A 26,387-nucleotide genomic window follows, 5' to 3' on the forward strand; every position below is an offset into this window, starting at 1 on the left:
AAAACAGAAAACCCGCAGCTCTTTGCAAAGCTGCGGGCATATTATAACCTGTTTAACACTTAATTAGTCGAAAATTTGAATCCGATACCGGAAGAGTTTTTGGTATCTGGCTTAAACTCATTTACATCCTCCACAGAAAGGGTCTGAATGATCTGCTCTGTACGCTCAGATTTGTCAATAGAAGCCATGCGTAAGTGCTGCTTTTTCACTGCTGACTGTATGATCTTGCGGACTGTACGGGCATTGCCAAAGAATTTATCCCGGCTGGCGTAAATGGTATCTAAGTATGCTTTTAAATGCTTATCTGCCGCTTCATCAGCCACTAAATGCTCTTTCTTTAGCATTTGAATCGCTACTTCATGCAATTCTTCTGCGGTATAATCGTCAAAATGCAGAGATTTATCGAACCTGGACTTTAATCCGGGATTAGCTTCCAGGAAGTGATGCATATTGGTTGGATACCCGGCTGTAATGACAATGAATTCACCTCTGCGGTCTTCCATTTGTTTGAGCAGGGTTTCGATCGCTTCTTTGCCAAAATCATTATCACTTCCGCTAGTTAACGAGTAAGCTTCATCAATAAACAGCACTCCGCCCAAAGCTTTATCAATCATAGCCTGTGTTTTAATGGCAGTCTGGCCAACATAACCTGCTACCAAAGATTGCCTGTCGCATTCTACCAGGTGACCTCTTTCCAGTATCCCCAATGCTTTAAATATTTTAGCCATGATCCGGGCAACAGTTGTTTTGCCAGTTCCGGGATTGCCGGTAAATACTGTGTGCAGCGAAAATTTATGAATTACATCTTTACCTGATTCATTATAGAACTTAACCAGTTTCACAAGCTCATGCAGGTCATTCTTCACCGTGGAAAGGCCAACTAATTCATTGAGTTCATCTAAAGCTTCCTGTAATTGTTTCTCATCTACCTTGATGTCCGGATTTTCTCTGGAAGTAGATTTAAACATTTGTTTTACGTCTGCAAGTTCTACCACCCGTAATTGTTCCTGCGTCAGAGAGGTGAGATCGGAGGAGCGGATCACCCGTAAACCCATATTCATTTTTGCTTCTTCTACCCATGAATTCACCAGACGGGCATTGCCAAAAGCCTGGTTCCGGTTCCGGTATGCATCAATAATTTTCTCATAAAGGAATTCTCTGGCATCATCCGTAAACTCAATATGCTTTTGAGTGGCCTTCTGCAAAGAGATTTCTAATAATTCCTGTGGAAGGTAATCAGGGAAATTGTAGAATAAGTTAAATCTGGAACGCAAGCCTGGGTTTGAATCAAGGAAAGTATGCATTTGTTTAGGATAGCCAGCCACCAGAATAGCAATATCGCCAGGGCCATCAGACATTTCTTTTAACAGCACTTCGATAGCTTCCCGGCCAAAATCCTGGTCATCGTTTTCATTCCGCATCAACGAATATGCTTCATCAATGAACAGAATACCACCACGGGCTTTGTCAATCACTTCTTTTACTTTAGGAGCCGTCTGGCCAATGTATTTGCCAATCAGTTCGACCCGGCCTACTTCCATTACGGTGCCTTTCGACAACAGACCCATTTTATGATAGATCTTTCCTAATGTCTGTGCAACTGTGGTTTTTCCTGTTCCGGGATTACCAGTGAAAACAGTATGTAAGCTGATTTTATGGTTTTCTTCAAAACCTTGTTTCTGACGAAGTTGTAGAAATTTTAAATAGGAAGTATAGTCGTTAATTTTAGCTTTAATATCATTCAACCCAATCATCTCGTGCAGGTTGGTCATTACATCTTCCAGAGATTCTTCATGCACCTGCGGAGCTACAGTTTTAGCAATCGGCGTAATGCTATGGCTACCACCAGCATACACTTGTGGAACACCCTGTACCCAGGTTTCACCTACTTCAAAAGGCAAAATGGCAATCAGCGTATCCATGAAAATGATTTCCAGGGTATATTTATCCTTAAACCATGTGTTTTTATCTGAAGCGCCCCATCCGGTTGTAACACTAATCTGCTTATTGGCATGATCAGTGGAGATCATACTTAGATAAGAAGTGCTGCCTTTCAATTGGCGGGCATCATTATAAAAATTGAAGAACAGTTCACAATGCCAGGGTTCTTCCTGCAAATTTTTAAAGTTAAATTCAGCAAAAATATATCTGGTTTCAGTAGAGTTGAATTGTGAATAATATTTACGCTGATCTTTTGGGACACCTTCATAACCACCCTCATACATTTTGATAGAATCAAAATTGAAATAAGGATTAAGGTCATTAGAAACAAGTCCTCCTTCAATTACATAGAATTTACGGTTACCTACCAGCTTGCCATCAATATAAGCTTCCCATTCGTAGGCACCTTTTTTCCAGAACATGCCCACTTCCGACATACCCCAGCTATTGCGTATAATAACGGTATTTTCTTCTTTCCGTACCTGTCTGTCGGTTTTAAGATGACATATCTCTTCTTTAGTACCGTCGGATTTAAAGGCATACGCTTTTAAGGAAATCTGTGTAGCCCAGTCTTCCTCATCAAAAAGTTTGTTATAAAAAGAAAGCTCGCAATAGATATACGTTGTTTCTTTATTCTCAAAAACACGTCTGTATTTTTTAGAATCTCCCTCAAAAGTTTCAGTTGAAGCGTATGTTTTGAGGTCTTTGAATTTGTATTTTATTTCCAAGGCACAGATTGTCTTAAATTCTTAGAAATTAAAATTACTTAGCTTTGATTTGAGATGCTTTTCTAAAACTGCTAAATAATTACATATAACATTTTTGAGCAAATAAGATGCAAAACTCCCGCAAAATCCAGTATTTGCGAAAAAAAATATTGCAATAACTTAAAATGGTAGTATCTATAAATCAGGAGAGTTTGATAAGCCAAAAATGTAATATGGCCTTAATTTTTGCAGAAAGGCCTTTTTAGATAGTGGAAAGTATTTGAAAAACAAGCTTCTTCTTTCCAGAAATTAATTGTTTAAACCAGTTTATTTTTTATTTTAAGCTGCATTTCACACATTCAGAATCCTGGAAAAATTAAAAAATCATGCAAGGTGCGTTTACTTTTTTCCTCAAAAAAAGGTAAACAAGAATAAGTAGATTTTTATTTATTGATAGAAGTAACGGTTCTAATTCAATATTTTTTTATTAACTCTGCTGAAAGGCTGGTAAGTCCGGTAGTAGCTTTATCTTCCATCAAATGCAGGTTAGGCCGTTGGGCAACAGCTGGTATATGGGGATCGATAATATATTTTGGGACTTCATCAGCTACATAATCAATCAGGCCGGCGGCAGGGTACACCAGCAAGGAAGTCCCAACTACAATAAAGATATCAGCTGAGGAGACCTCCATGATTGCTTTCTCAATCATTGGCACCATTTCCCCAAACCAGACAATATGTGGCCGGAGTTGTGATCCTTTCTCACACAAGTCTCCTAATTTCAGTTCCCAACCTTCCATATCATACACCAGATTTTCGTCTACTGTACTTCGGGATTTAAAAATTTCGCCATGTAGATGTATTACATTGGAAGAGCCAGCCCTTTCGTGCAGATTATCTACATTTTGGGTTATAATCACTACATCAAACTTTTTTTCAAGTTCTACGAGAGCCAGATGTCCTGCATTTGGCTGTGCAGTAAGACCATTTTTCCGCCTTTCGTTGTAAAAATTCAATACCAGTTCCGGATTTTTATGCCAGCCTTCCGGTGAGGCTACTTCCATAATATCATGTCCTTCCCATAATCCATTCGCATCTCTAAAAGTTGCGATTCCGCTTTCTGCACTAATACCTGCGCCAGACAAAACAACAATTTTCTTTTTCATAGAAACTAAATATATCAGGAAGTTTTGTGATTGAAATTAAGGCAAAATAAATAAAATGGATAAAAGAAATTCCTATAAATCGCTATTACTGGCATCGAAAATAAGTGAATGATAAAATAGCCCCACATACCTGTGGTACTTCGGCACATAAAGGCATAAAAATAGCGCTGAAGTTTTGATCCAGCGCTATTTTTATCTTCAAAATGTATTTACATAACAGACTTACTTCTTTTTCTTGACCGGAAATTTTCCTTTGCCTTTTTTTTCCGGCGTAGTTTTGGCGAGATTCAGACACTCTTCCAGGGTAAGATTTTTAGGATCTTTATCTTTAGGAATCTTGATGTTTTGCTTTCCTATTGATATATAGGGTCCAAACCTGCCATTGAGTACTTTTACATCCGGGTTTTCGGTAAATTCCTTAATAAATTTCTCGGAATCAGATTTTCGTTTATTAATAATAATTTCATTTGCCCGTGCTTCTGTCAACACAAAGGGGTCATCTTCTTTACCCAGGGAGTAGAATTTATTATCGTGTTTTACATAAGGACCAAATCTACCAACCGCAACTGTCATAGGTTTTCCCTCAAAACTTCCTGCTTCTCTGGGAAGTTTAAATAATTCCAGTGCATCTTCCAGGGTAATACGTTCCATCATCTGGCCTTTTTTCAGGCTGGCGTAGAGAGGTTTTTTATCTCCTTCAGCTTCACCTATTTGAGCAACCGGGCCAAACTTACCCAGGCGTACACTTACTTTTTCGCCTGTTTCCGGGTGAGTACCTAATTCTCTGGATTTGCCTACAGAAGAACGTTGTATTTCCTGGGTGTTTTCTATCCGCTTGTGAAAACCATCATAAAATCCCTCCAGCATGTTTACCCATTCTTTCCTGCCCTGGGCAATCTCATCAAATTCTTTTTCTACAGTAGCTGTAAAAGAATAATCCACTACATTGGGAAAATGCTGTACCAGAAAATCATTCACAATCATAGCTATATCTTCCGGAAATAGTTTGGCTTTCTCCGCACCGGTGATTTCCTTCAAGGTTGTTTCATTGATTTTATCCTGCTTCAGTATCAGTTCCCGGTATGGACGTTCTTTACCTTCACGGTCTTCCTTTACAACGTAACCTCGTTTAATAATGGTAGATATGGTTGGCGCATAAGTTGAAGGCCTGCCGATACCCATTTCTTCTAGTTTTTTTACCAGGCTTGCTTCCGTATATCTGGGAGCCGGACGGGAAAAACGCTGCGTAGCGCTCATGTGATTAAGGTTGAGCGCTTGGCCGATATTAAGCGGAGGCAGCATCCCTTTGCTATCCTCATCGTCTTCCTCATTGTCGCTGGATTCTATATATACTTTTAAAAACCCATCAAATTTAATTACTTCACCTGTGGCCACCAGCTGCTCTTTCAATTCTCCGGCATTGTTTAATTGGGCACTTTCTACGTTAGTAGCCGCCGCAGGTTTAATAGCAATAGTAGCTGTAGTTCTTTCCAGCCTGGCATCAGCCATTTGGGAGGCAATCGCCCGTTTCCAGATGAGCTCATATAAGCGTTGCTCGTTGCGATCTCCATTTACTTTCTGTGCCGAAAAATCTGTGGGCCGAATGGCTTCGTGGGCTTCCTGAGCAGATTCTGATTTGGTTTTGTATTGTCTTACCTGCACATATTCTTTTCCGAAGGCACTCTCGATTTCGGCTTTTGCTTTCTGGATAGCTTCTTCAGAAAGAATAGTAGAATCGGTACGCATGTAGGATATTTTACCAGCTTCATATAACTTCTGCGCAATTGTCATCGTCTGAGACACAGAGAAATACAGTTTGCGGCTGGCTTCCTGTTGCAATGTTGACGTAGTAAATGGAGCAGCAGGCGATTTTTTAGCTGGCTTTGTTTCTAAATTCTTAATAGAAAAAGCGGCCTCCACACAACGTTCCAGAAAACTTCTGGCTTCCGGTTCCGTGTTGAATTTTTCAGGTAATTCAGCTGTTAACGTTTTTCCTTTCCCAAGGTCAAACAGAGCTGAAATCTTATAAGAAGATTTGCTTGCAAACCCTTCAATTTCCCTTTCTCTCTCTACAATCAGACGTACAGCAACCGATTGTACCCTACCGGCAGATAAACCCATTTTAATTTTTTTCCACAGCACCGGAGAAAGCTCAAACCCAACAATGCGATCCAGAATACGCCGGGCTTGCTGGGCATTTACCAGGTCAATATCGATGGTACGGGGCGATTTAATGGCATTCAGGATGGCATTTTTAGTAATTTCCCTGAAAACAATTCTGCGGATTACATTGTCTTTTAAATTCAGCGCCTCCTTCAAATGCCAGGATATAGCTTCTCCCTCACGGTCATCGTCAGTAGCCAGCCAGATGAGTTCAGCTTCCTTGGCAAGTTTCTTTAGCTGGGCAACTACCTCCTTTTTATCTTCTGATATTTCATAGGTTGGACGGAATCCGTTGGCTATATCAATAGCATTATTATCTTTGGGCAAATCGCGAACATGGCCAAAGCTGGACTTTACAGTAAAATCCTCGCCCAGATACCCCTCTATTGTCTTGGCTTTGGCTGGAGATTCTACAATTACTAAATTTTTAGACATATGATTTAATATCCTTTAAAATGCAAAACTGGTCAAATATGATGATTTTTTGTATAAAAAAACAAACCTACACTTATTGGTCTGGTTCACTATAATCATTTTTATTATATTTTTGTTCAAACCTTTCTCTATAAATTCGCTTTTCTGCTTACATTACGCTCTGCAATTAAGGAATAGTCTGTAATTAATATCCATGTAAAGTAATGGTTAAATCTTTAGTACTGGTCCGTCATGCGCAGGCGGAACCCTATTCTCCTGTTATCAAAGATGAAGAAAGAGAACTGACAGCGACTGGTGTAGCGGATGCCTCCAGAATGGGGAAACACTTACAATCTTTACAGGTAAAACCAGATTTGATTGTGGCAAGCCCTGCTTACCGGACTACTACTACTGCACAACTATTGGCCGAACAACTGGGCTACAACCTGTCAAATATTAAAATAGAGCCTACTTTATATGAATCCTCCATGCGTAATCTGATGGCGGTTGTGAATCAGCTGAGTGAAACATATACTCAGGTAATGATTATTTCTCATAATCCTACACTTACCTATCTGGCTGAATATTTAACCCATGCAGAAATCGGAACCGTTCCTACCTGTGGGTCACTACAAATACAGTTTGAAAATATTTCCTGGCAGCAGGTAAGTGGAAATACCGGGAAGCTGGTCTGGTTTGAATTTCCGGGGAAATAGATATAAATATTCATTCACTCATTTGTATGTGAAAAAACAATAAATTTAAATTAGAAGTATAATGCGTATAGCTTCAGGTAATATTCCTGATTTTTTGCCATCCTGTTTTTTCTGCCCGGATGGTTTCCTATTTTTGCCCCACACGTCAACCTATAGTTTAATTATTGCCTAATTTTTCATGAGTCAAGTACATTTTCAAAAGATTGCCACAGAATTATCTGTATCAGAAAAGCAGGTTGCCAGCACGGTTGAACTGCTCGATGAGGGAGCTACAGTTCCTTTTATTTCCCGTTACCGGAAAGAAATGACTGGTAGTCTGGATGAAGTGGCCATTGCTGCCATACGGGATCGCATTCTGCAACTGCGCGAGTTAGATAAACGCCGGGAAAGTATTATTAAATCCCTGAAAGAACTCAATAAATGGACACAGGATCTGGAAGATCAGTTACAGGCCGCCGAAACCATGGCTGTTCTGGAAGATATCTATCTGCCTTACAAACCTAAACGCCGGACCAAAGCAACAATCGCCAGGGAAAAAGGGTTAGAACCTCTGGCTGCCGCCATTTTTGCCCAGCAATATCTTGACATCACAGAAGAAGCCCAAAAGTTTATCTCCACCGAAAAAGAGGTGAATTCTATTGACGAAGCACTTGCCGGTAGCCGGGATATAATTGCCGAGTGGGTGAATGAAAGCCCGGAAGCCAGGGCAAAAATCCGGGATTTGTTCTGGAAAGAAGGGGTTTTTAAAACCAGAGTAATTCCTGGCAAAGAGGAAGAAGCACAGAAGTTTAAAGATTATTTTGAGTGGGAAGAACCTATTACAACAGCACCTTCTCATAGAGTACTAGCCATGCGTAGGGGAGAAAAAGAGATGTTTTTGTTATTGGATACATCTCCACCCGAAGAATCTGCAATCGATGTCCTGGAAAAGCAGTTTGTTTTGTCAACGAATGAATCTTCACAGCAAGTTCGGCTGGCCGTAAAGGATAGTTATAAGCGTTTGCTGAAACCTTCTATAGAAACTGAAATCAGACTAGCCTCCAAGAAAAAGGCAGATGAAGAAGCCATCAGAGTATTTGCAGACAATTTGCGGCAGTTACTGCTTTCTGCACCTTTGGGCCAGAAGAATGTACTCGCTGTAGACCCAGGCTTCCGGACAGGATGCAAACTGGCCATACTCAACAGGCAAGGAAAATTATTGCATAATGAAGCTATTTATCCCAACGAACCTCAAAAGCAATATGCAAAGGCTGGAGAAACCATTATAAAATTATGCGAGAAGTTTGATGTAGAAGCCATTTCCATTGGGAATGGAACTGCCAGCCGTGAAACAGAAAGTTTTGTAAGAAGCCTGAAGTTGCCAGCTCAGATCCAGGTTATTGTGGTGAATGAAAGTGGCGCGTCCATCTATTCTGCTTCTGAAGTCGCCAGAGATGAATTTCCGGAGTATGATGTTACCGTAAGAGGTGCTGTTTCTATTGGAAGAAGGCTTATGGACCCACTGGCAGAACTGGTGAAAATAGACCCAAAATCTATTGGAGTAGGCCAGTATCAGCACGATGTAGATCAGACAGCTCTTAAGCAGAGCCTGGATGATGTAGTGATGAGTTGTGTAAATGCGGTAGGAGTGGAGGTAAATACAGCCAGTAAAGAACTGCTCACGTATGTTTCCGGTTTAGGGCCACAACTGGCCCAGAATATTATAGATTACCGGAATACACATGGAGCATTCAGTTCCCGTAGCCAGTTACGGCAGGTGCCAAGGCTAGGAGAGAAGGCATACGAACAGGCGGCTGGTTTTCTCCGTATTCGTGGGGCTGCCAATCCTTTGGATGCCAGTGCCGTTCATCCGGAAAGTTATCACATTGTAGCGCAAATGGCTACTGATGTAAAAGCCACCATTGAAAGCCTGATACAGAATGAAACGCTGAGAAAAAGTATTCAACTCAAAAAATATATAACCAATACTACCGGTTTGCCTACCTTACAAGATATTCTCAGCGAACTTGCTAAACCAGGCCGTGATCCAAGAGCTCAGTTTGAAACATTCCAGTTTACAGAAGGCATCAACAGCATGGGTGATCTGAGAACAGGGATGAAACTGCCTGGGATAATTACCAATGTAACTGCCTTTGGTGCTTTTGTAGACATTGGCGTGCATCAGGATGGTTTAGTACATATCAGCGAATTATCCGACCGCTATGTTTCAAATCCGCATGAAGTTGTAAAAGTGCAGCAAAAAGTAGAGGTTACTGTACTTGAAGTTGATGTAAACCGGAAAAGAATTGCATTATCAATGAAAGGAAATAAGCCTGTTGCCGGAAAACCTGCTAAAAACCAGACTAAAGCTGAAACGGAAACAGATATGCAACAGAAGCTAAATCAGCTCAAGCAAATGTTTAAATAATTTCTATTGATATTTTCATACTAAAAAGGATAAAACAACTTTTATAGAGTGTTTTTATCCTTTTTTTTGTGGGCTTATGTATTTTTTTTGCAATACTTGTCATTTTAACATTAATTCTCCTTTTAATTTTACTAATCTGTCAGATCTGCTTCCGGCCTGTGATAAATTTGTTTACACATAAATTATGGATAGAACATAAGCTCATTTGCTTCTCTGGACAATATGTTCTGAAAGAGTGTTGGTAAAAACGGAGATTAAGGAGTTTTTACCAAAAGTATCTCCTTATATAAGGATAAAACTAAAGTTTAGTTTAGGCTTATTTATATACTCAGATTTGCTTAGTTACATTTTAATGAATTGGCTTTGTTAATTTCCTTCGGGAAACAAATGTGTGTAGGATAAGTACCTGAAAGTGCATTTTATTTCTGAATGCATCTAGTAATTTTGAATTGTCAATCAGGCAGAAATAGGGAAAGAAATAATAGAAGACGTTACACTGATTTATATAAAAGATTCAAGATAAATAGTCATATAAGTTTAGGTTTTAGGTGGTTTGTTTTAACGAAGTCCCCCGGTGGTTTCCGCCGGTGGGACTTTTATTTTATGCCTGTCCAATAGTTTGGCATTCTCTGCAAAGCTCGCTAATTTCACTCTCTTAAAGAAGTACTATTCATTCTTCAGTCTGCTATGCCATCCTCAGTGCTTACCCCGGAAAGTGTTCTTAAACAATATTTTGGTTATGATACCTACCGGCCTATGCAGCAGGAAATCATTTATGAACTGTTGCAAGGTAAGGATGTATTGGTGCTGATGCCTACTGGAGGCGGCAAATCCATTTGCTATCAGGTACCTGCCATGGTAATGCCCGGAATAACAATAGTGGTTTCTCCCTTAATCGCTCTCATGAAAGACCAGGTAGAAAGCCTGCTGAGTAATGGAATTCCAGCTGCCTATTTAAATAGTTCACAATCTGGTCAGCAGCAATCCGACATTGAAAATGAGTGCCTGCAAGGCGTTATTAAACTTTTATACATATCTCCGGAAAAATTGCTTTCACAAGGATTTCAGGCCTTATTAAAGAAATTGCCAATTGACCTTTTTGCTATTGATGAAGCACACTGTATCTCCGGATGGGGACATGATTTCAGGCCGGAATACACGCAGTTGAATCTTTTAAAACAAAATTTTCCAGGTATACCTGTCGTAGCTTTGACCGCTACTGCCGATAAACTAATCCGGCAGGATATTGTGGAGCAGTTGGGTTTACAAGCTGCTAAAGTATTTGTATCATCTTTTGATAGAAAAAATTTGAGCCTGACAGTGTTACCTGGAAGAAACAAACTTACTCAGGTAATGGATTTTCTGGATGCACATAAGGGGCAGGCCGGAATAATATACTGCTTAAGTAGAAGTAATACCGAGCAGGTGGCAGAAAAGCTAACAGGAAGCGGTTACAAGGCAGGTTATTATCACGCTGGGATGAGCAGCCGTGACCGTTCTAAGGTGCAGGAAGCTTTTCTTAAAGATGACATTCAAGTGATTTGTGCAACTATCGCTTTTGGAATGGGAATAGATAAGTCGAATGTTCGCTGGGTGATTCATTTTAATTTGCCTAAGAATATGGAAAGCTATTATCAGGAAATTGGCCGGGCAGGCAGGGATGGTTTACCAGCAGCTACGGTTCTATTCTATAGTTTTCGTGATGTAATTGCCTGGCGTGAGATATTAAATTCTAAACCAGAAGACGAAAAAAGGGTAGAGTTACAAATGGCTCGCCTGGAACGAATGCAACAATATGCTGAAGCATATTTATGCCGGAGACGTATTCTGTTGAACTACTTTTCAGAACAATTAACTCAGGATTGCCAGAATTGTGATATCTGTAAAAATCCCAGAAGCCGCTTTGATGGCACCATACTGGCACAAAAAGCACTTTCGGCAGTGATCAGGCTACAGGAATCTGTAACTATGGGAATGTTGATTGATGTACTTCGTGGCAGTCGTAGTGCTCAGATTGTGGAAAAAGGGTATGATAAGATTAAAACCTATGGGGCAGGTGCTGACCTGAAAACGAATGAATGGCGTGATTATTTGCAGCAGATGGTAAATACAGGCATTCTGGAAGTAGCCTATCATCAAAAATATGCCTTGCATAGAGGAGTGTTAAGCCAGCGCATCCTGAATGGAAGCCAACAAGTTTGGCTGGTAAAATCAGAACCTATTGGTATTCCAAAACAGAATGAAGTAATCTCTAAGCAAAGTGCAGCTTCTGTCAAAGAACATTTGCTCGACAAACTAAAAATTATCAGGAAGCGTCTGGCTGATTCTCAAAATGTGCCGCCATATATAGTATTTAATGATCATACCTTATCTGAAATGGTGATGAAGCGCCCCAAAAACCGGGAACAATTACTAAGGATTTCGGGTATTGGACAACATAAACTGGATATGTATGGAGATGCTTTTCTAATTGAAATTAATAAATTTCCACCTTTGCAGAGACTTAAGAATGAACCTAAAAAGAAACCTGCCAAAGAGAAAATAGATACCTATCAACTTACCTACGATGCTTTTATAAAAGGATACCATCTCGAAGAGATCGCTAAACAAAGAGAGTTGAGTATTACTACTATTCAGACACATATTATTACGCTATGGATGAAAGACTATCCTATTGATATCTATTCGTTTATCTCAGCCCAGGAATTACAGATTTTGTGCGAAGCAATCCCAAAAATTAATGGTCTTGAAACTAAAAGCAAAGAGTTATTTGATTACTTCCGGGAAAAATATGATTATTTTAAAATAAAGATTGCCTTATCAGTATATGCCAAGAAACTCAAGTAAGCTCCTAATATACTTTTGCTAATTCCATTCTAATTTTCATATAACCTTTCGATTTTACAGCTCATACAAAGTTCTTTTTTCTTAAGAAAACTTTGTATGAGCCCCTTTGTTTATATCAACTATCAATATCAAAGAACGCAAGGGTTGTAAGGTTACTTTATCCCGATAAACAAAATTAAATGTCAACTTAGAAAGCATTAAAAGCTTACATACCTGTGTACATTTTTTCATAGCAATGTAACTTACCCAAAAGGTAAAAGTTCTTAAAGGCTCATCTATTTTGCTTAATTACATTTAGTAAGGCTTATTAACACTTATGAGTTTACTCAATTACATATTAATAGTATTTTTTATAATAATATCAGGCATAGCTGGTGTTTATTATAGGCTATACATTTTGAAGAAAAAAGCTTATTTCTTACGTACCCGAGAAAATACCAAAATTCTTGTGCAAATTAAGGCTTTGAAAAAAGCCAATGATAGGTTAGAGATAAGTAGAAATGAGTTACAGGAAATTAACCGGAACAAAGATAAATTCATCTCGATTATATCTCACGATTTCAGGGGACCTTTGAATTCGTTAACTGCATTATTACAGATTTTAATGAAATATGCTGAGAGTTTCAGTAAAGACGAATTGAAAGATTTCGGGAGGAATATGGATAAGTCTGTCCATAATCTACTTGATTTACTAGAAAACCTTTTTAAATGGTCGCAAAGTCAGAGTAAGCAGATTGAACACCGGCCAGAAGTATTTGTTTTAGCAGAACTAATATATAAAACAGTTAACTTATTAGAACCTACAGCCCATAATAAAAATATTCTAATCCAGGTAGAAGTAGATCCTATTATAAAAGTGAATGCAGATAAACATATGATGAGTTTTATTTTGAGAAATCTACTCTCTAATGCCATAAAATTTACTCATAAGGGCGGTGTAGTGCGTATTACTTCTCAAACTAAAAACAATGAGGTTGAAATAGCTGTTAGTGATAACGGCGTAGGTATAAGTAAGGAAGTATTAAGTAAATTATTTAGAATAAATACCTGCTTTACAAGTAATGGCACTGAAAATGAGATGGGCACAGGTTTAGGATTAATTCTGTGCCAGGAGTTTGTACAAAAAAATGGTGGTATAATTCAGGTGGAGAGTGAACTTAAACAAGGAACTACTTTCCGTTTTTGTGTGCCCTTAGTTTATGAAGAGGTAGAAGTAGAATTATAAATGTTTGAAAATTTAAAAATTGACATCAGCTAATTTGCATGGAGATAATTCTTGCTATTTTTCTTCTAATTTTATGTCTATTCGCCATAGCTACAGCAGTTCATTTTTTCAAAAAATTTCAAAATCAGAGAAATCAGTACAATGCACTCAATAAGCAACATCAGGTATTACTAGCAGAGTATAAAAGTTTGCAGGATGCTCAGGAACAATTAAGTAATTCGGAGAAGTATTTGAAGGACGTGAATGCCACCAAAGATAAGTTCTTTTCTATAATCGCTCACGATCTAAAAAGTCCCCTAAATACCATTGTAGGCTTTTTACAGCTTCTTAACGATCATGTGGAAGCTTTTTCTTTGGAAGAACTAAAGCACTTTGCAGGCAGCATGAACAAGTCTGTAAAAAATCTGCTTGGGCTATTGGACAATCTTTTACAATGGTCACGTTCTCAAACTGGTACTATCGAATATAATCCTACCAATATCGATTTGAAGGAACTTATTAATGATAATTTGAACCTATTAAATGGTCATGCACAAAGTAAAGGAATCACCTTAGAAAACAACGTTCCGGACCAACTATACATTAAAGCGGACATGAATATGCTGCAGGTGGTTTTTAGAAATTTACTTTCGAATGCTGTGAAATTTACCAGAAAGGGAGGACAGGTATTTGTGGAAACAGAAACAACAGACCAATCTATCAGAATAGCTGTAAAAGACAATGGTGTTGGTATGAATCCTGAGAAACTATCTAAACTTTTTAATATTGATTCTCAACAGGTATCCAATGGCACAGCTCAGGAAAAAGGCAATGGATTAGGGCTGTTGTTATGTAAAGAATTTATTGAAAAAAACAAAGGTAAAATAACCGTAGAGAGCTATCCAGGAAAGGGCACATCCTTTATAGTTAGCTTGCCATTAAATTAAATTGTTATCTCTCTTAACTTTTGTTAAAGCCTGACTCCAAGCTTTTGGCATTTATTCTTCTTTGATAATTTGCATGGCAACATTTGTTTGATTAAAAAAAATGCTATTTTGGCTAATATTTTTAACAAACATTATTACTCCACCTGTAAAATATGTCTATCGTTAGTAATAATATCAAGTACTTACGAAGAATGAATGGCCTCACCCAGGAACAATTTGCCCGGAAAATTGGCATTAAGCGTTCATTATTAGGGGCTTACGAAGAGGCAAGGGCAAACCCGAATCTGGATAACCTGATGAACATAGCTAAAATTTTTGGCACTACTGTAGATAATCTCTTGAAGAATGATATGCGTCGGTTGAAGGAATCTAAAGGAGTACCACTGCCTCAACCTTCTCAACAACTTGCCATCAAAGAAGAACCTGAACCACCAAAACAACTATCCACTATCATTGATAAATATTACCGCTCCGAACAGGAAGCCAGACCATCTGTTCAACCTTTTATACCTGCTTATCAACCTCCTAAATCTGCCCCTGTTACTCAGCCTATTCCATATACAACACCTTTACAAACGATAGTGCATGAAAAAGTAATTGTTGCTGAAAAGCAAAAACAGACGATTGAATGGGTATCGCAGAAAGATATGGGCGAATATTTAAGTAGTTACGCTTATACAGAGTATATCAAACAATTGCCTGTTTTTCAACTACCTATGCTGCCTCCGGGTAAATACCGTGCCTTTGAAGCAGGATCCGATTTTATGCAACCAGGTTCTGTGATTATTGGGCAGTTTGTAAATAATTGGTATGAAATAAAGGATGGGCAAAATTATCTGCTGGTAATTCATAAACAAGGAATTATATATCGCCGGGTCTATAATCAGGTAAAGATTAAAGGAGCATTATTACTTAGTTCCGATAATGCTCATTTACCAACACATGAGGTTTCAATCAAAGAAGTGCTTGAAATATGGGAGGCTAAAGCTTTTTTAAGTATGCAGATGCCAGAACCCTCAGCTATACCTTCTCTAAATCATTTGAGTGAAATGGTACGGGCGCTACAGTTGGAAATAGAGCGTCTTAAGCATTGAACAGCTTTTTTGTATGCAGTTTTTTAATCTGTAAAATCAGGTTAGGATCTGCACAAAGCCGGAGATAGTAATCTCTCTGGCTGGGGGCAGCAACTCCAGGGAAATCTCCAGAATAGTGCTGCATATCTGAAAGTGAAGATGAGGCGGCCAGCCACCATTCTCTTGTTGTGTTCCTAAAGCTCCTATTGTTTCCCCTTTCTGTATTGCTTTTCCAGCCTGAAGATGTGTTAAAGAGGCATGATCCAAGTGTCCGTACAGCGTGTAAAAAGTAACATCATCCAAAAAGTGCTGTAGAATTAAGGTGGGGCCATAGTTGCCGAAGCCTTTGTTATCAGCAAAGCTATGTACGATCCCATCCAGTGGGCTAAATATGTAGGTGCCTGCAGTTGCCCATAAATCAATACCTAAATGAATACTTCTGGCCTCTACACCCTGAAAGTTCTCACTCTGCCTGTAAATTATCCTATCCTCATTATATTTTCCTATAGCAACCGGTGTATGGGCTTCAGCCATTTTATTTGAAACATACTCCGAGAAACTGGTTTCATGCGTAAAATCCATCTGTTTTAATTCATTATTTTGGTCAGATAGATCAAATACAAGTAATTTAGGAGTATTTAAGTCGAAAGGAAAAACATTACCTAATTCAGCCTCATATGTGTGCAATAGTTGTATTAAATCTTGTTCAAGTTGAGATGGCATGAGACATCAGTATTATATAAAAGTTAATTTTATACAAATTATAAATATTTAATCAGCTAAGTAATAGATATATTTGAAGAATAAACTGCATTTAACTGTTGTTATTGAGCTACTCTCAGCAGTATAGATACAGTGAAATAAAATTTATGAAGACAACTTAGAAAAATAGAAGCTTCTGATTCAAGATTAAATAAAAAACTCCGTTCAAACGGAGTTTTTTATTTGTGGAATTGTTTTAATGACAAATTAACGTTGCACTTTAACAGAAACTTGAACAGTACCCGCAACTCCAGTTGTAATATTATCAATCTTAATCAATCCGTTTCTGCCATCTTCTGTTCTGAAAGCAATAATATCGTCTTTCGCTACTACAATTGATTCGGGAGCATTTGTAAAGGTTAACGCGCTTAGTGTAGCATCCGTAGGATTAGCAAAGTCAGCACTGTTATTTTTTACAAATACAGTATTAGGGCCTCCAGAAGTATCATTAGTTACATCATCGCCACAATTTTTAGCTTCAGTAGAGAGATTGTACTTAGTTTTTCTTTCAGGATTTGATAGGATAACTGGAGTTGTACCTATATATGCATAAGTTATATCAATATCATCCATATTTGCAGCTGCATTACAAGCTGTATAAAGCTGGCCAGTTGCAGAAGAAATGCGAGAAGGGGCAGCATTAGTTTGCGCACCTAAAGTTAAATTTGGATAAGCACTGACTCCAGCTGATCCACTGATAGTAACTTCCATCATTTTTCTTGAGAAAGCACTTGCACTCTCATCTACTTCAAAGTACAAATAAACCGGACCTGATTCATTAGGAACAGTATAATTAACATTTTTAATCTGTGCTTCATCAGTGTTACGCAAATCTATAACATCACCAACTTGTTTTCCTCTCGTATTTATAGTTGTTGTTTCATACACTCGCAGTTTCTGCGGTCTGTTTCCATTAGCTGTTTTCTGTACTTGAACCGCTACAGCAAGAACATCACCGGAAGCAGCAGTAACTTTTAAATTGCCTGAAGCAGGATCAGGGTAGTTCAGGAATTTAATTTGAACCGTGCCATTCGCAGCAGGTAATTCTTCTAGTTGTTCTTCAGGTGTGGGTTCTGTGTCATCGCCGCAGCTGGTGAGCAAACTCAAGCCGGTAAAGGCAAGAAATGTAAATAAATAGGATGAAATTCTTTTCATAATACTGTGTTTTGGTTGAAAAAATTAGAATAGGTTATAAAATCCTGGCGCAAAGATATATTTTGTGAGAATATATTTACTACAAGTAATGTCATTTTGTTGCCTTCGCCCGGCAGATTATTATGTCAGCAAAACAACGTAAACTGCATCAATGCAAATACACAAATTACCCTGATTTATGTAGGATGTAATTTTTTTGTGTTTTCGTAACAAAAAAGGCTTTTGAAACAATACTAAGCAACAACATTTATTTAAAATAGAAAAGCGCTACGATTGTCAATCGTAGCGCTTTCGCTAAGTATTATAATTAAACAGCCTGTGATTAAAATTTACTCAAGCTTTTTTTTTCTTCTACTTCTTTATCAAATAAAAGCGTGCCTTTTTCATCCCATTCTTTTATCACATATGACTCAAAATTTTTGTCAAATGGATCAGGGGAAAACTGGATTTCTTTCTTTTTTCGTTTGCGGAACTGGTAGTACTCGATCCATTTACCTACTTTAATATCATTGTCATACTGGCCTTCCATTTCCAGCTGGCCTCCATCAAAAAACGAATAATATTTGCCCTTTTTTAAACCAAATTCAACAGGAATTACTTCTTTAATTTTAGTTCGGCCCGCATCATAATAATTAATTTTAGATTCTTCCAGCCAACCCCGGTGGTATTTAGTTTTATCTACGAGCGTAAAATTTGCATTATATTGTTCCCACCGCCCATGCTTGCTTCCCATAAAATAAAAGCCTTCTTCTACTAATTTCCCACCTACCATCTTCTTATAAGGGCCATGTAATGGACGCATCGTGGCTTTGTCTATATTTTTTGATTTACTGATGATCTTTTTTTTCGTATCATACCAAAATACTTCCTGTATATAAGGATTAGGCTCCTTATATTCCCGAACGTAATAGAATAGCTCAATAATCTGCCGTGGGCCACTTCCTGCTTTGGTAAACTGCTTCTTAATTTTTGTGCCCTGATAAATATTTTTCTTCTTTCTAACTTTTGGCGCTTTCTTCTCTTCTTTTTTTTCAGGTAATACTAGGTCGAGTTCAGGAATAACAGAATTAGTGAGGCTATCTTCTGTAATTTGCGCCATGCCGGTTTCTACACTGAAAAACGCTGCAAGACATAGAAACAGATACTTGAATTTAACTACAGGAGAAAATGTTGACATATCTAAAAAGTGCCAGAGTAATCAGGGGTCATTTATATTACAAACAAAATTACTAAATTTGAACGAAAAAGCATCTTTATTTATTTTTGATATAGTAATACGAAACTGATAAAAACAATTTTAAGTTGGAAAAACAAGCAAAAATATATGTAGCTGGCCATCGGGGTATGGTTGGTTCGGCAATTGTAAGGAGGTTACAAGAAGCTGGCTATTCGAATTTTGTATTCCGCCGTTCAGATGAACTGGATCTGCGGAACCAGGAAGCTGTAAAACAATTCTTTGAAAGTGAAAAGCCTGACTATGTTTTTCTGGCAGCTGCTAAGGTAGGTGGAATTCAGGCAAATAACATCTATCGGGCTGAATTTTTGTACGAAAATTTGATGATACAAAATAATGTGATTCATCATGCTTACCTGAATGGAGTAAAGAAATTATTGTTTCTGGGATCATCCTGTATATATCCCAAACTTGCCCCTCAACCCTTAAAAGAAGATTACCTGCTTACCGGTTTACTGGAATCAACCAATGAACCCTATGCTATCGCTAAAATTGCCGGTATTAAAATGTGTGATGCTTATAGAAGTCAATATGGCTGCAATTTTATTTCGGTAATGCCTACCAATTTATATGGCCCCAATGATAATTACGACCTCAATAATTCGCACGTTCTGCCTGCATTGATCAGAAAGTTTCATGATGCAAAAGTGAATGGAGCCCCGTCTGTAGAAATATGGGGGAGCGGAACTCCCCGCCGTGAATTCCTGCATGCCGATGACCTGGCGGATGCCTGTTACCACTTAATGCTGGAATATAATGAACCTAACCTGGTAAACATTGGCACCGGAGAGGATGTAACCATAAAAGAACTTGCGCTATTAATCAAAGAAATAGTTGGTTATGAAGGCGAACTGACCTGGAATTCCTCCAAACCAGATGGGACTCCCCGTAAATTGATGGATGTATCGAAACTGGCTAAGGCTGGCTGGCGCTACAAGATAGGTTTAAAGGAAGGAATAACCAGAACCTACAAAGAGTATGTAGAGAAATCTGTAGTGAATGTTTGATGTACGAAAAAGTATTAAATGATAATTTAAACGCTGCTGACATTACAAATACAGCAGCGTTTTTCGTTTATACTAAGTAAGCAAGGTTACCATGGCTTGTGATAAATAATTAAGCCTGTTATTTTTGAACAGGTTCTTCCTTTCGCGAATGCAAATATTCCGTTATATAGGGTTTCTTTCAATAGTAATCTATTGTGTATTTGATTCCTTTGCACAATGTCCACAGCCTTCTTTTACGGTTCCAGATACGATTTGCATCGGTGAGTCACTTGCCATTACAAATACTAGCAGTGGAGCAGACCGGTATGAATGGGATTTTTGTAGTGGAGATTTAGAAGAACAACCTGCTCTTAAAACGGTAACTACCCTGGCAAGTGCGCTGACTCCTACTGATATCACTACTATTTCTGATGGAGCAAACTGGTACGGGTTTGTGAGTAGCCGGGATAATAATAAGATTTTTAGATTGGATTTTGGAAATAGTTTAAGTAATACTCCCTCTTTTACAGATTTAGGCAATCCTGGGAATTTACTATCCAAACCTGAACAAATGAAAGTGGTGAAAGTAGGTGCAGATTGGATTGCTATGATTGTAAATCTTAACAACTATACCGACGATTTCAGTGTAGTACAAATTAATTTTGGAAACAGTCTTACTAATATACCCACTGCAACCCGTATTACTGCATTAGATTCGTACATTGCAAATCCGCGGGGCATAGATATCGTTAATGACAACGGAAATTTTATAGTATTTATAGCAAATACATTAAATAATGTTGTCACAATTGCAAATTTTGGCAACTCTTTATTAAATACACTCTCGAGCGGTGATATTAAAAACGTGATATTACCGGGTGCCATTACAGGTCTGAATGTGATGGGAATTTCTATCATAAAGAACTGTGATCAATGGTATGGATTGGCTGCTTCTTTCAATAATAGAATATACAAATTATCTTTTGGTTCAGCGCTTTTTTCAATTCCATCTATCACTGAAATAACAACCACTCAATCCTTAATGCTTTCTCCTGTAAAGGTAGCTTTTAAGCAAGAAGGAGGTAATATGTATGCATTCGTCATGCATGTGAATGGAAAAGTAATCGCCCTGAACTTTGGTGAGGATATGCAAAATAGTGCGCCTGCCATCTCTAATAATTTTAGTATGATTAGTGATGTAGTAGGTATGGAGCTAGTGAATTCATTATCAGATCACTATCTATTTACTGTTGATTTTGCCAGTAATCAAATTTACAGATTTGATTTTCCTAATCCTTGTGCTGTAAATACTGCAATTGCTATTGAACAGCAGCCAGTACATATAGTATATAATAGCAGTGGCTCAAAGAAGATAGAACTAAAAGCTTTTAATTCAAATAATGTAAAAGCTTTCACTAAAACTATTTATGTAAGACCACCAGTTACAGCAGGTTTCACAGTAAATAATACTTGTTTAGGAACTACTACCAATTTCAATGCTGATGTATCGCCAACAGGTAACAGAATTGTTTCATATGCCTGGGACTTTGGAGATGGTAATACAGCAAGTGGGAAAAATGCAGCATTTGCTTTTTCTTCAGAGGGTATCTTTCCAGTAACACTTACTATTACTGATGCTTGTGGAAAGATGAGTGATATCACTAAACAGGTTACTATCACAAAAAGAAATACAGCTGATTTCAATGGCCCTTCTATCTCTTGCTCTAATGAAAGTGTATTGTTTGAGGATGCTTCTACTTCAGCAGGAGATGTGATAAAAAAATGGCAGTGGGACTTTGGAGATGGGCAAACTTCCACTCAGCAGAATCCTGAACATTTATTTACAGAGGCTGGAAATTTTACGGTTAGCCTTAGCATTACCGGCGCGAGCGGCTGTACGGAAACTGTTACTAAATCTATTATAATTAAGGCAGGTGCTTTTGTAGACTTTATGGTAGAAAATGCATGTTTGGGAAATACGACCTCCTTTCTCAACCTTACTACTTTTTCACCGGGCACAAGTGAGTTATCCAGAGAATGGAATTTTGGGGATAATACTACCTCAACTGACTTACATCCTACACATAATTACGCAGCCACTGGAACATATACAGTTACTTTAACCGTACTGAATAATCTGAACTGTACCATCACTAAAACAAAAGTTATTACTATCCGGAAAAAGCCAGTCACTGACTTTTCTTATGCACTGGCCTGCTCTGGAGAAGCGGTAAATTTTCTGGATGGAAGTATTTCCACTGATGGAAGTATAAAAACATGGTCATGGGATTTTGGTGATATAGAGAGCGGGACGAATAACTATTCTGCTGCACAACAGGGTTCCCATATATTTGCAAAAGCAGGGACATACAAGGTAAAACTGAAAATAGAGACTATCTATGGTTGTGTTGATTCACTCACGAAAGATATTACTATTATTCCATCTCCACAGTCTGCATTTGCTATGCAAGTCAATTGTACGAGCAAAGAAGTAACATTTACCGACCAGTCTACTTTTGATTCAACTCATCCAATTACTAACTGGTACTGGGATTTTGGGGACAATACTACCTCACAAGAGCAACATCCCATCCATACCTATTCAAGTGCCGGAGATTATACGATAACTTTAATTACAACTGCTTCCTCCCGCTGTACCAACCTGTTTTCTAAAGTTATTCATATAAATGATCAACCAATAGCTGATTTTAGTTTTCCTGACATAATTTGCATAAATAACCAGATCCGGTTTACTGATAAATCTACCAGTGCAATGGATGCTATTACGGGCTGGCAATGGGACTTTGGAAGTTATGGAAATTCCAGTGAACAGCACCCGCAGGTAGTTTTTACTTCTGCACAATTGGCAATTTTGCCTGTTATGCTTACTGTTACAACTTCAACAGGTTGTTCTGCCAGCGTAACTAAAAATATATCCTTATCACAACCTGCTCAAGTCAGTTTTTCCTTTGAATCGGTTGCTGCATCAGCTCCATTATCTCTTAACTTTTATAGTACTGCCAGTAATGCAACTGTATTATCCTGGAATTTTGGGGATGGTAATTTGAGTAACCAGCCCCATCCACAACATACTTATGAATCTGGTGGCATATACAATGTGAGTTTAACAGCCGTTAATGCTGATGGCTGTAGTACCATTGTTCAGCAGGAAATTTCAGTGAGCAGCATATCTGCTAATGTTGAGCTGAAGCTGGAGACAGTAACTATTGTTAAAACCGGAACTGCCACAGAACTGCAAATACGGCTTGTAAACAGCAGTCCGTATATTTTGAGAGAGCTGGATCTGGCTACACTGATCGATGAAAAAAATACCTTTATATATCTCTGGCAGGGGGAATTGTTGCCAGGAAAAATGCTTGTATATAATTATGCTATTCCTGAAAATATAAATAGTAATCTTGCTTCTGCCTGTGTAACTGCGGTAAGTCAGAGTTTAGATAAAACGAGTAACAGGCAATGCAGCAGTATAGAAAGCATTTTTACTATATTAATGCCATATCCAAACCCGGTAGCTTCAGAAATGTATATTCCTTTTATGTTGCCTGCCAAAGGAGAAGTAGAGATCAGTATCATTGACATACTAGGCAGATTACAAACCAGAAACATTTATACCTTGGAAGCAGGTTTTCATCAGATTCAGATCAATAAAGGTAATTTAGCAGCCGGAGTATATTTGATTCAATATGATTTTGCAGGACAGAAACAGATAAAATCTATAGTTGTAAACTAATCAGGCTTATTATCTGAGAATTTATCGCTTTTCCTCAAAAAGTACCTTGGAGTATATTCAGCTTTTAGTAATTTTGAAATTTAATTTTATTTCCCACACCGCTTACTATGCAGAAACTGGTCATTGATGCGAACCAGAAAAACGTTGGTTTACAATTCCAGGAACTATGGCATTTCAAAGACCTGTTTCTTATTCTTGCCTACCGTGACTTACGGGTGCGTTATGCCCAGACTTTTTTAGGCTTGTTGTGGGCCGTATTACAGCCTTTATGTACTGTTACTATTTTTGTGCTTGTGTTTGGAAAAGGAATGGGTATCACTGTAAATAATGTACCTTATTCACTGTTTGCATCATCTGGAATGTGTGCCTGGACTTATTTTGCTTTTGTGATGAACCAGGCAGGGAATTCAATTATTTCCTCACAGGGGATGATCCAAAAAATATATTTCCCCAGGTTAATTATCCCTTTATCAAAAGCCGTAGTAGGTTTGGTAGATTTTACTATTACACTGGTGTTTGTTGCCGTGCTAATGCTTTATTTCCAGTTTATACCTCCCGCCAATATTGTATTTTTGCCCTTGTTTATTGTACTTACAGTAATGGCAGCCCTGGGTATGGGTATCTGGCTGAGTGCATTAACCATCCGGTATCGGGATTTTCAGCATATCATTCCTTTTATGGTACAATTTGGTTTATATGCTACGCCTGTTGCTTATCCTTCTTACATGATACCTCAGCAATATCAATTCATCTATCATCTGAATCCAATGGCAGGTGTAGTAGAAGGTTTCCACTGGAGTTTAACCGGAGGGGTTACCCTGAGCCAGTATGCGTATGTTTCCTATGCACTCATTATACTAGTATTTATTACTGGCTTATTTTATTTCCGTAGAGTAGAGCAGATAATGGCTGATATTGTATAAACAATCATTTTTAAGAAACCTGTTATTGATTCATGTCTGATATAGCCATTAAAGTAGAAGGAGTAGCAAAACTGTACCAGATTGGACAAAATAAAAGCAGTTCTTTCAGGGAATCGCTAATGCAAAAGCTTACCTTTTTGAAAGGTGGTGAACGCAAACAGGCTAACGATTTTTGGGCATTGCAGGACGTATCCTTTGAAATTAATCAGGGAGAAGCTGTTGGAATAATCGGAAAAAATGGCGCAGGAAAATCAACCTTGCTTAAAATACTTTCCCGCATCACCAGGCCTGCCAAAGGACGAATTGAAATCAATGGAAGAGTAGCTTCCTTATTAGAAGTAGGTACTGGTTTTCACCCGGAACTGAGTGGCCGGGAAAATGTGTATCTGAATGGCACCATTCTGGGCATGACCAGAAAAGAAATTAAATCCCGTTTTGATGAAATTGTGGATTTTTCAGGGGTGGAAAAATTTATAGATACCCCGGTTAAATATTATAGCAGCGGCATGTATGTCCGGCTGGCCTTTGCTGTTGCCGCACACCTGGAACCAGAAATACTCATTATTGATGAAGTACTCGCTGTTGGTGATGCAGAATTCCAGAAAAAGTGCCTGGGTAAAATGGGAGAGGTAGCCGGGCAGGGGAGAACTGTAATTTTTGTAAGCCATGATATGCAGGCAGTAACTACCCTGACTACAAAAGCTATTTTCTTAAAAAAAGGAAAAGTAGATTTTATGGGCACTACTTCAGATGTAGTCAATCATTATATCAATGATAATAAAGTAACAGATTTAATTTACCGGGATTCAACAGCTGCTCTTAAACCCAAGATAAGTAAGGTTGAGCTATTTACTTCTCTCCCCAATAATGTACAGATGAATGGAGAAGAGTTTGCTGTTGAAATCACGATTTCTACACCTGCTCCCATAAAAGGGGCATGTTTATCTTTTCATATCATAGATGCTAAGGAAAGAAATTATGCGCATTTATGGACGTTCGATTCAGATATGCCTATGTGCAGAGAGGCAGGTACTCACAAAATCCGTTGTTTTATTCCAAAGCTGAAATTATATATGGGAAAGTATTTTCTTAAACTATATTTTTCAGAACCTCCGGGTGGACAGTTTTTCCAGGTTTTAGAAAATGTGTGTCCTTTTGAAGTGGTCATGTATGGAAATCACCGGGAATTTCAGTGGCAACCCAATGCATGTGCCTATATTGAAGACGGAGAATGGCAAGTTGTACAAGAAGTTACTATATAAAATTTGTTGAGTGAAAGAGCAAATAAAAAATATCCTGAAGAGCTTCAATATTGAGCTGCGGAAGGTTTACCAGGATGAAATCAGGCAAAGAGATTCAATAAAAGAGGCTCAGAATTTATATCAGAAATACCGGAATTATACCATGATACCCGAAAGAGAGTTTATAGATAATATTGAACTTTGCCGGAATCATAGCCATATAGAGGGTGCTGTAGTGGAATGCGGTGTATGGAGGGGTGGAATGATTGCAGCCGTAGCTGAAGTAGTAGGTAATAATAGATCATATTATTTATTTGATAGTTTTGAAGGTTTGCCAGAGGTAAAGGAAATTGATGGAGAGGCTGCAAAAGCCTGGCAGAATAATAAGAATTCACCAGGATATTATGATAACTGTAAAGCAGAAGAAATGTATGCCCGGCAAGCTATGCAACTGGCAAAAGCAGAACAGTTTGTTACAGTAAAAGGATGGTTCTCAGAAACTTTACCTAAAAACAACATAGCCGGTAAAATAGCTATTCTCCGGCTAGATGGTGACTGGTACGAATCGACGATGGATTGTTTAGAAAATCTGTATGATAAGGTTATTACTGGTGGTATCATTATCATAGATGATTATTATATGTGGGATGGTTGTGCAAGAGCAGTTCATGATTTTTTATCTAAAAGAAAATCCTCTGAGCGGATTTATACAAGCAAAAACGGAGTTTGTTATTTGCTAAAGAAATAATT

Annotated in this window: 17 protein-coding genes; 11 read left to right on the top strand and 6 right to left on the bottom strand. The window is 38.2% G+C overall.

Features of this window, described 5'->3' with window-relative positions:
* Window positions 1-59: 59 nt before the first annotated feature.
* From GXP67_RS29725 to topA, 3 genes are all read right to left on the bottom strand, one after another.
* On the bottom strand, window positions 60-2,669 hold the full coding sequence (locus tag GXP67_RS29725) for an AAA family ATPase (protein ID WP_232064665.1): 2,610 nt from the start codon (window positions 2,667-2,669) through the stop codon (window positions 60-62).
* A 452-nt stretch (window positions 2,670-3,121) separates the two neighbouring features.
* Window positions 3,122-3,814: an SIR2 family NAD-dependent protein deacylase gene (locus GXP67_RS29730; protein ID WP_162446501.1), complete on the bottom strand. Its 693-nt coding sequence runs from the start codon at window positions 3,812-3,814 to the stop codon at window positions 3,122-3,124.
* 222 nt (window positions 3,815-4,036) lie between these two features.
* On the bottom strand, window positions 4,037-6,412 hold the full coding sequence (topA, locus tag GXP67_RS29735) for a type I DNA topoisomerase (protein WP_162446502.1): 2,376 nt from the start codon (window positions 6,410-6,412) through the stop codon (window positions 4,037-4,039).
* A 203-nt stretch (window positions 6,413-6,615) separates the two neighbouring features.
* Between topA and GXP67_RS29740 the strand changes: the two genes are divergently transcribed.
* The 6 genes from GXP67_RS29740 (at window position 6,616) to GXP67_RS29765 (ending at window position 15,606) form a co-directional block, all read left to right on the top strand.
* The gene (locus tag GXP67_RS29740; protein WP_162446503.1) at window positions 6,616-7,107 is read left to right on the top strand and encodes a SixA phosphatase family protein; all 492 of its coding nucleotides are present in this window, start codon (window positions 6,616-6,618) and stop codon (window positions 7,105-7,107) included.
* 178 nt (window positions 7,108-7,285) lie between these two features.
* Complete coding sequence (locus GXP67_RS29745; protein WP_162446504.1) at window positions 7,286-9,514, top strand: Tex family protein; 2,229 nt, start codon at window positions 7,286-7,288, stop codon at window positions 9,512-9,514.
* A 687-nt stretch (window positions 9,515-10,201) separates the two neighbouring features.
* Window positions 10,202-12,361, top strand: a complete 2,160-nt coding sequence (recQ, locus tag GXP67_RS29750) for a DNA helicase RecQ (protein ID WP_162446505.1) — start codon at window positions 10,202-10,204, stop codon at window positions 12,359-12,361.
* A 316-nt stretch (window positions 12,362-12,677) separates the two neighbouring features.
* On the top strand, window positions 12,678-13,586 hold the full coding sequence (locus tag GXP67_RS29755) for a sensor histidine kinase (RefSeq protein ID WP_162446506.1): 909 nt from the start codon (window positions 12,678-12,680) through the stop codon (window positions 13,584-13,586).
* A 239-nt stretch (window positions 13,587-13,825) separates the two neighbouring features.
* Window positions 13,826-14,512 carry a sensor histidine kinase gene (locus tag GXP67_RS29760; RefSeq protein ID WP_162446507.1) on the top strand — a complete coding sequence of 229 codons (687 nt, stop codon included), beginning with the start codon at window positions 13,826-13,828 and terminating at the stop codon, window positions 14,510-14,512.
* 152 nt (window positions 14,513-14,664) lie between these two features.
* Window positions 14,665-15,606, top strand: coding sequence for a helix-turn-helix domain-containing protein (locus GXP67_RS29765; protein ID WP_162446508.1), 942 nt, complete (start codon window positions 14,665-14,667; stop codon window positions 15,604-15,606).
* A gap of 36 nt (window positions 15,607-15,642) precedes the next feature.
* Here the strand turns inward: GXP67_RS29765 and GXP67_RS29770 are convergent, their stop codons facing one another.
* From GXP67_RS29770 to GXP67_RS29780, 3 genes are all read right to left on the bottom strand, one after another.
* Window positions 15,643-16,308, bottom strand: a complete 666-nt coding sequence (locus GXP67_RS29770; RefSeq protein ID WP_232064672.1) for a peptidoglycan DD-metalloendopeptidase family protein — start codon at window positions 16,306-16,308, stop codon at window positions 15,643-15,645.
* Between the two features lie 246 nt (window positions 16,309-16,554).
* Window positions 16,555-17,502: a hypothetical protein gene (locus tag GXP67_RS29775; protein WP_162446509.1), complete on the bottom strand. Its 948-nt coding sequence runs from the start codon at window positions 17,500-17,502 to the stop codon at window positions 16,555-16,557.
* A gap of 322 nt (window positions 17,503-17,824) precedes the next feature.
* On the bottom strand, window positions 17,825-18,679 hold the full coding sequence (locus tag GXP67_RS29780) for a toxin-antitoxin system YwqK family antitoxin (RefSeq protein ID WP_162446510.1): 855 nt from the start codon (window positions 18,677-18,679) through the stop codon (window positions 17,825-17,827).
* A 125-nt stretch (window positions 18,680-18,804) separates the two neighbouring features.
* Here GXP67_RS29780 and fcl point away from each other — a divergent pair, with 125 nt between their 5' ends.
* The 5 genes from fcl (at window position 18,805) to GXP67_RS29805 (ending at window position 26,385) form a co-directional block, all read left to right on the top strand.
* Window positions 18,805-19,743, top strand: a complete 939-nt coding sequence (gene fcl, locus GXP67_RS29785) for a GDP-L-fucose synthase (protein ID WP_162446511.1) — start codon at window positions 18,805-18,807, stop codon at window positions 19,741-19,743.
* A 148-nt stretch (window positions 19,744-19,891) separates the two neighbouring features.
* Window positions 19,892-23,473, top strand: a complete 3,582-nt coding sequence (locus tag GXP67_RS29790; RefSeq protein WP_162446512.1) for a PKD domain-containing protein — start codon at window positions 19,892-19,894, stop codon at window positions 23,471-23,473.
* Window positions 23,474-23,580: 107 nt separating this feature from the next.
* Complete coding sequence (locus GXP67_RS29795; RefSeq protein ID WP_162446513.1) at window positions 23,581-24,396, top strand: ABC transporter permease; 816 nt, start codon at window positions 23,581-23,583, stop codon at window positions 24,394-24,396.
* Window positions 24,397-24,428: 32 nt separating this feature from the next.
* Window positions 24,429-25,658, top strand: coding sequence for an ABC transporter ATP-binding protein (locus tag GXP67_RS29800; RefSeq protein ID WP_162446514.1), 1,230 nt, complete (start codon window positions 24,429-24,431; stop codon window positions 25,656-25,658).
* 10 nt (window positions 25,659-25,668) lie between these two features.
* A complete protein-coding gene (locus tag GXP67_RS29805) occupies window positions 25,669-26,385 on the top strand; it encodes a TylF/MycF/NovP-related O-methyltransferase (RefSeq protein WP_162446515.1) in 717 nt (238 codons plus the stop codon).
* Window positions 26,386-26,387: the final 2 nt, after the last annotated feature.

The sequence above is a fragment of the Rhodocytophaga rosea genome (assembly GCF_010119975.1).
GTDB classification, from domain to species: Bacteria; Bacteroidota; Bacteroidia; order Cytophagales; family 172606-1; genus Rhodocytophaga; species Rhodocytophaga rosea.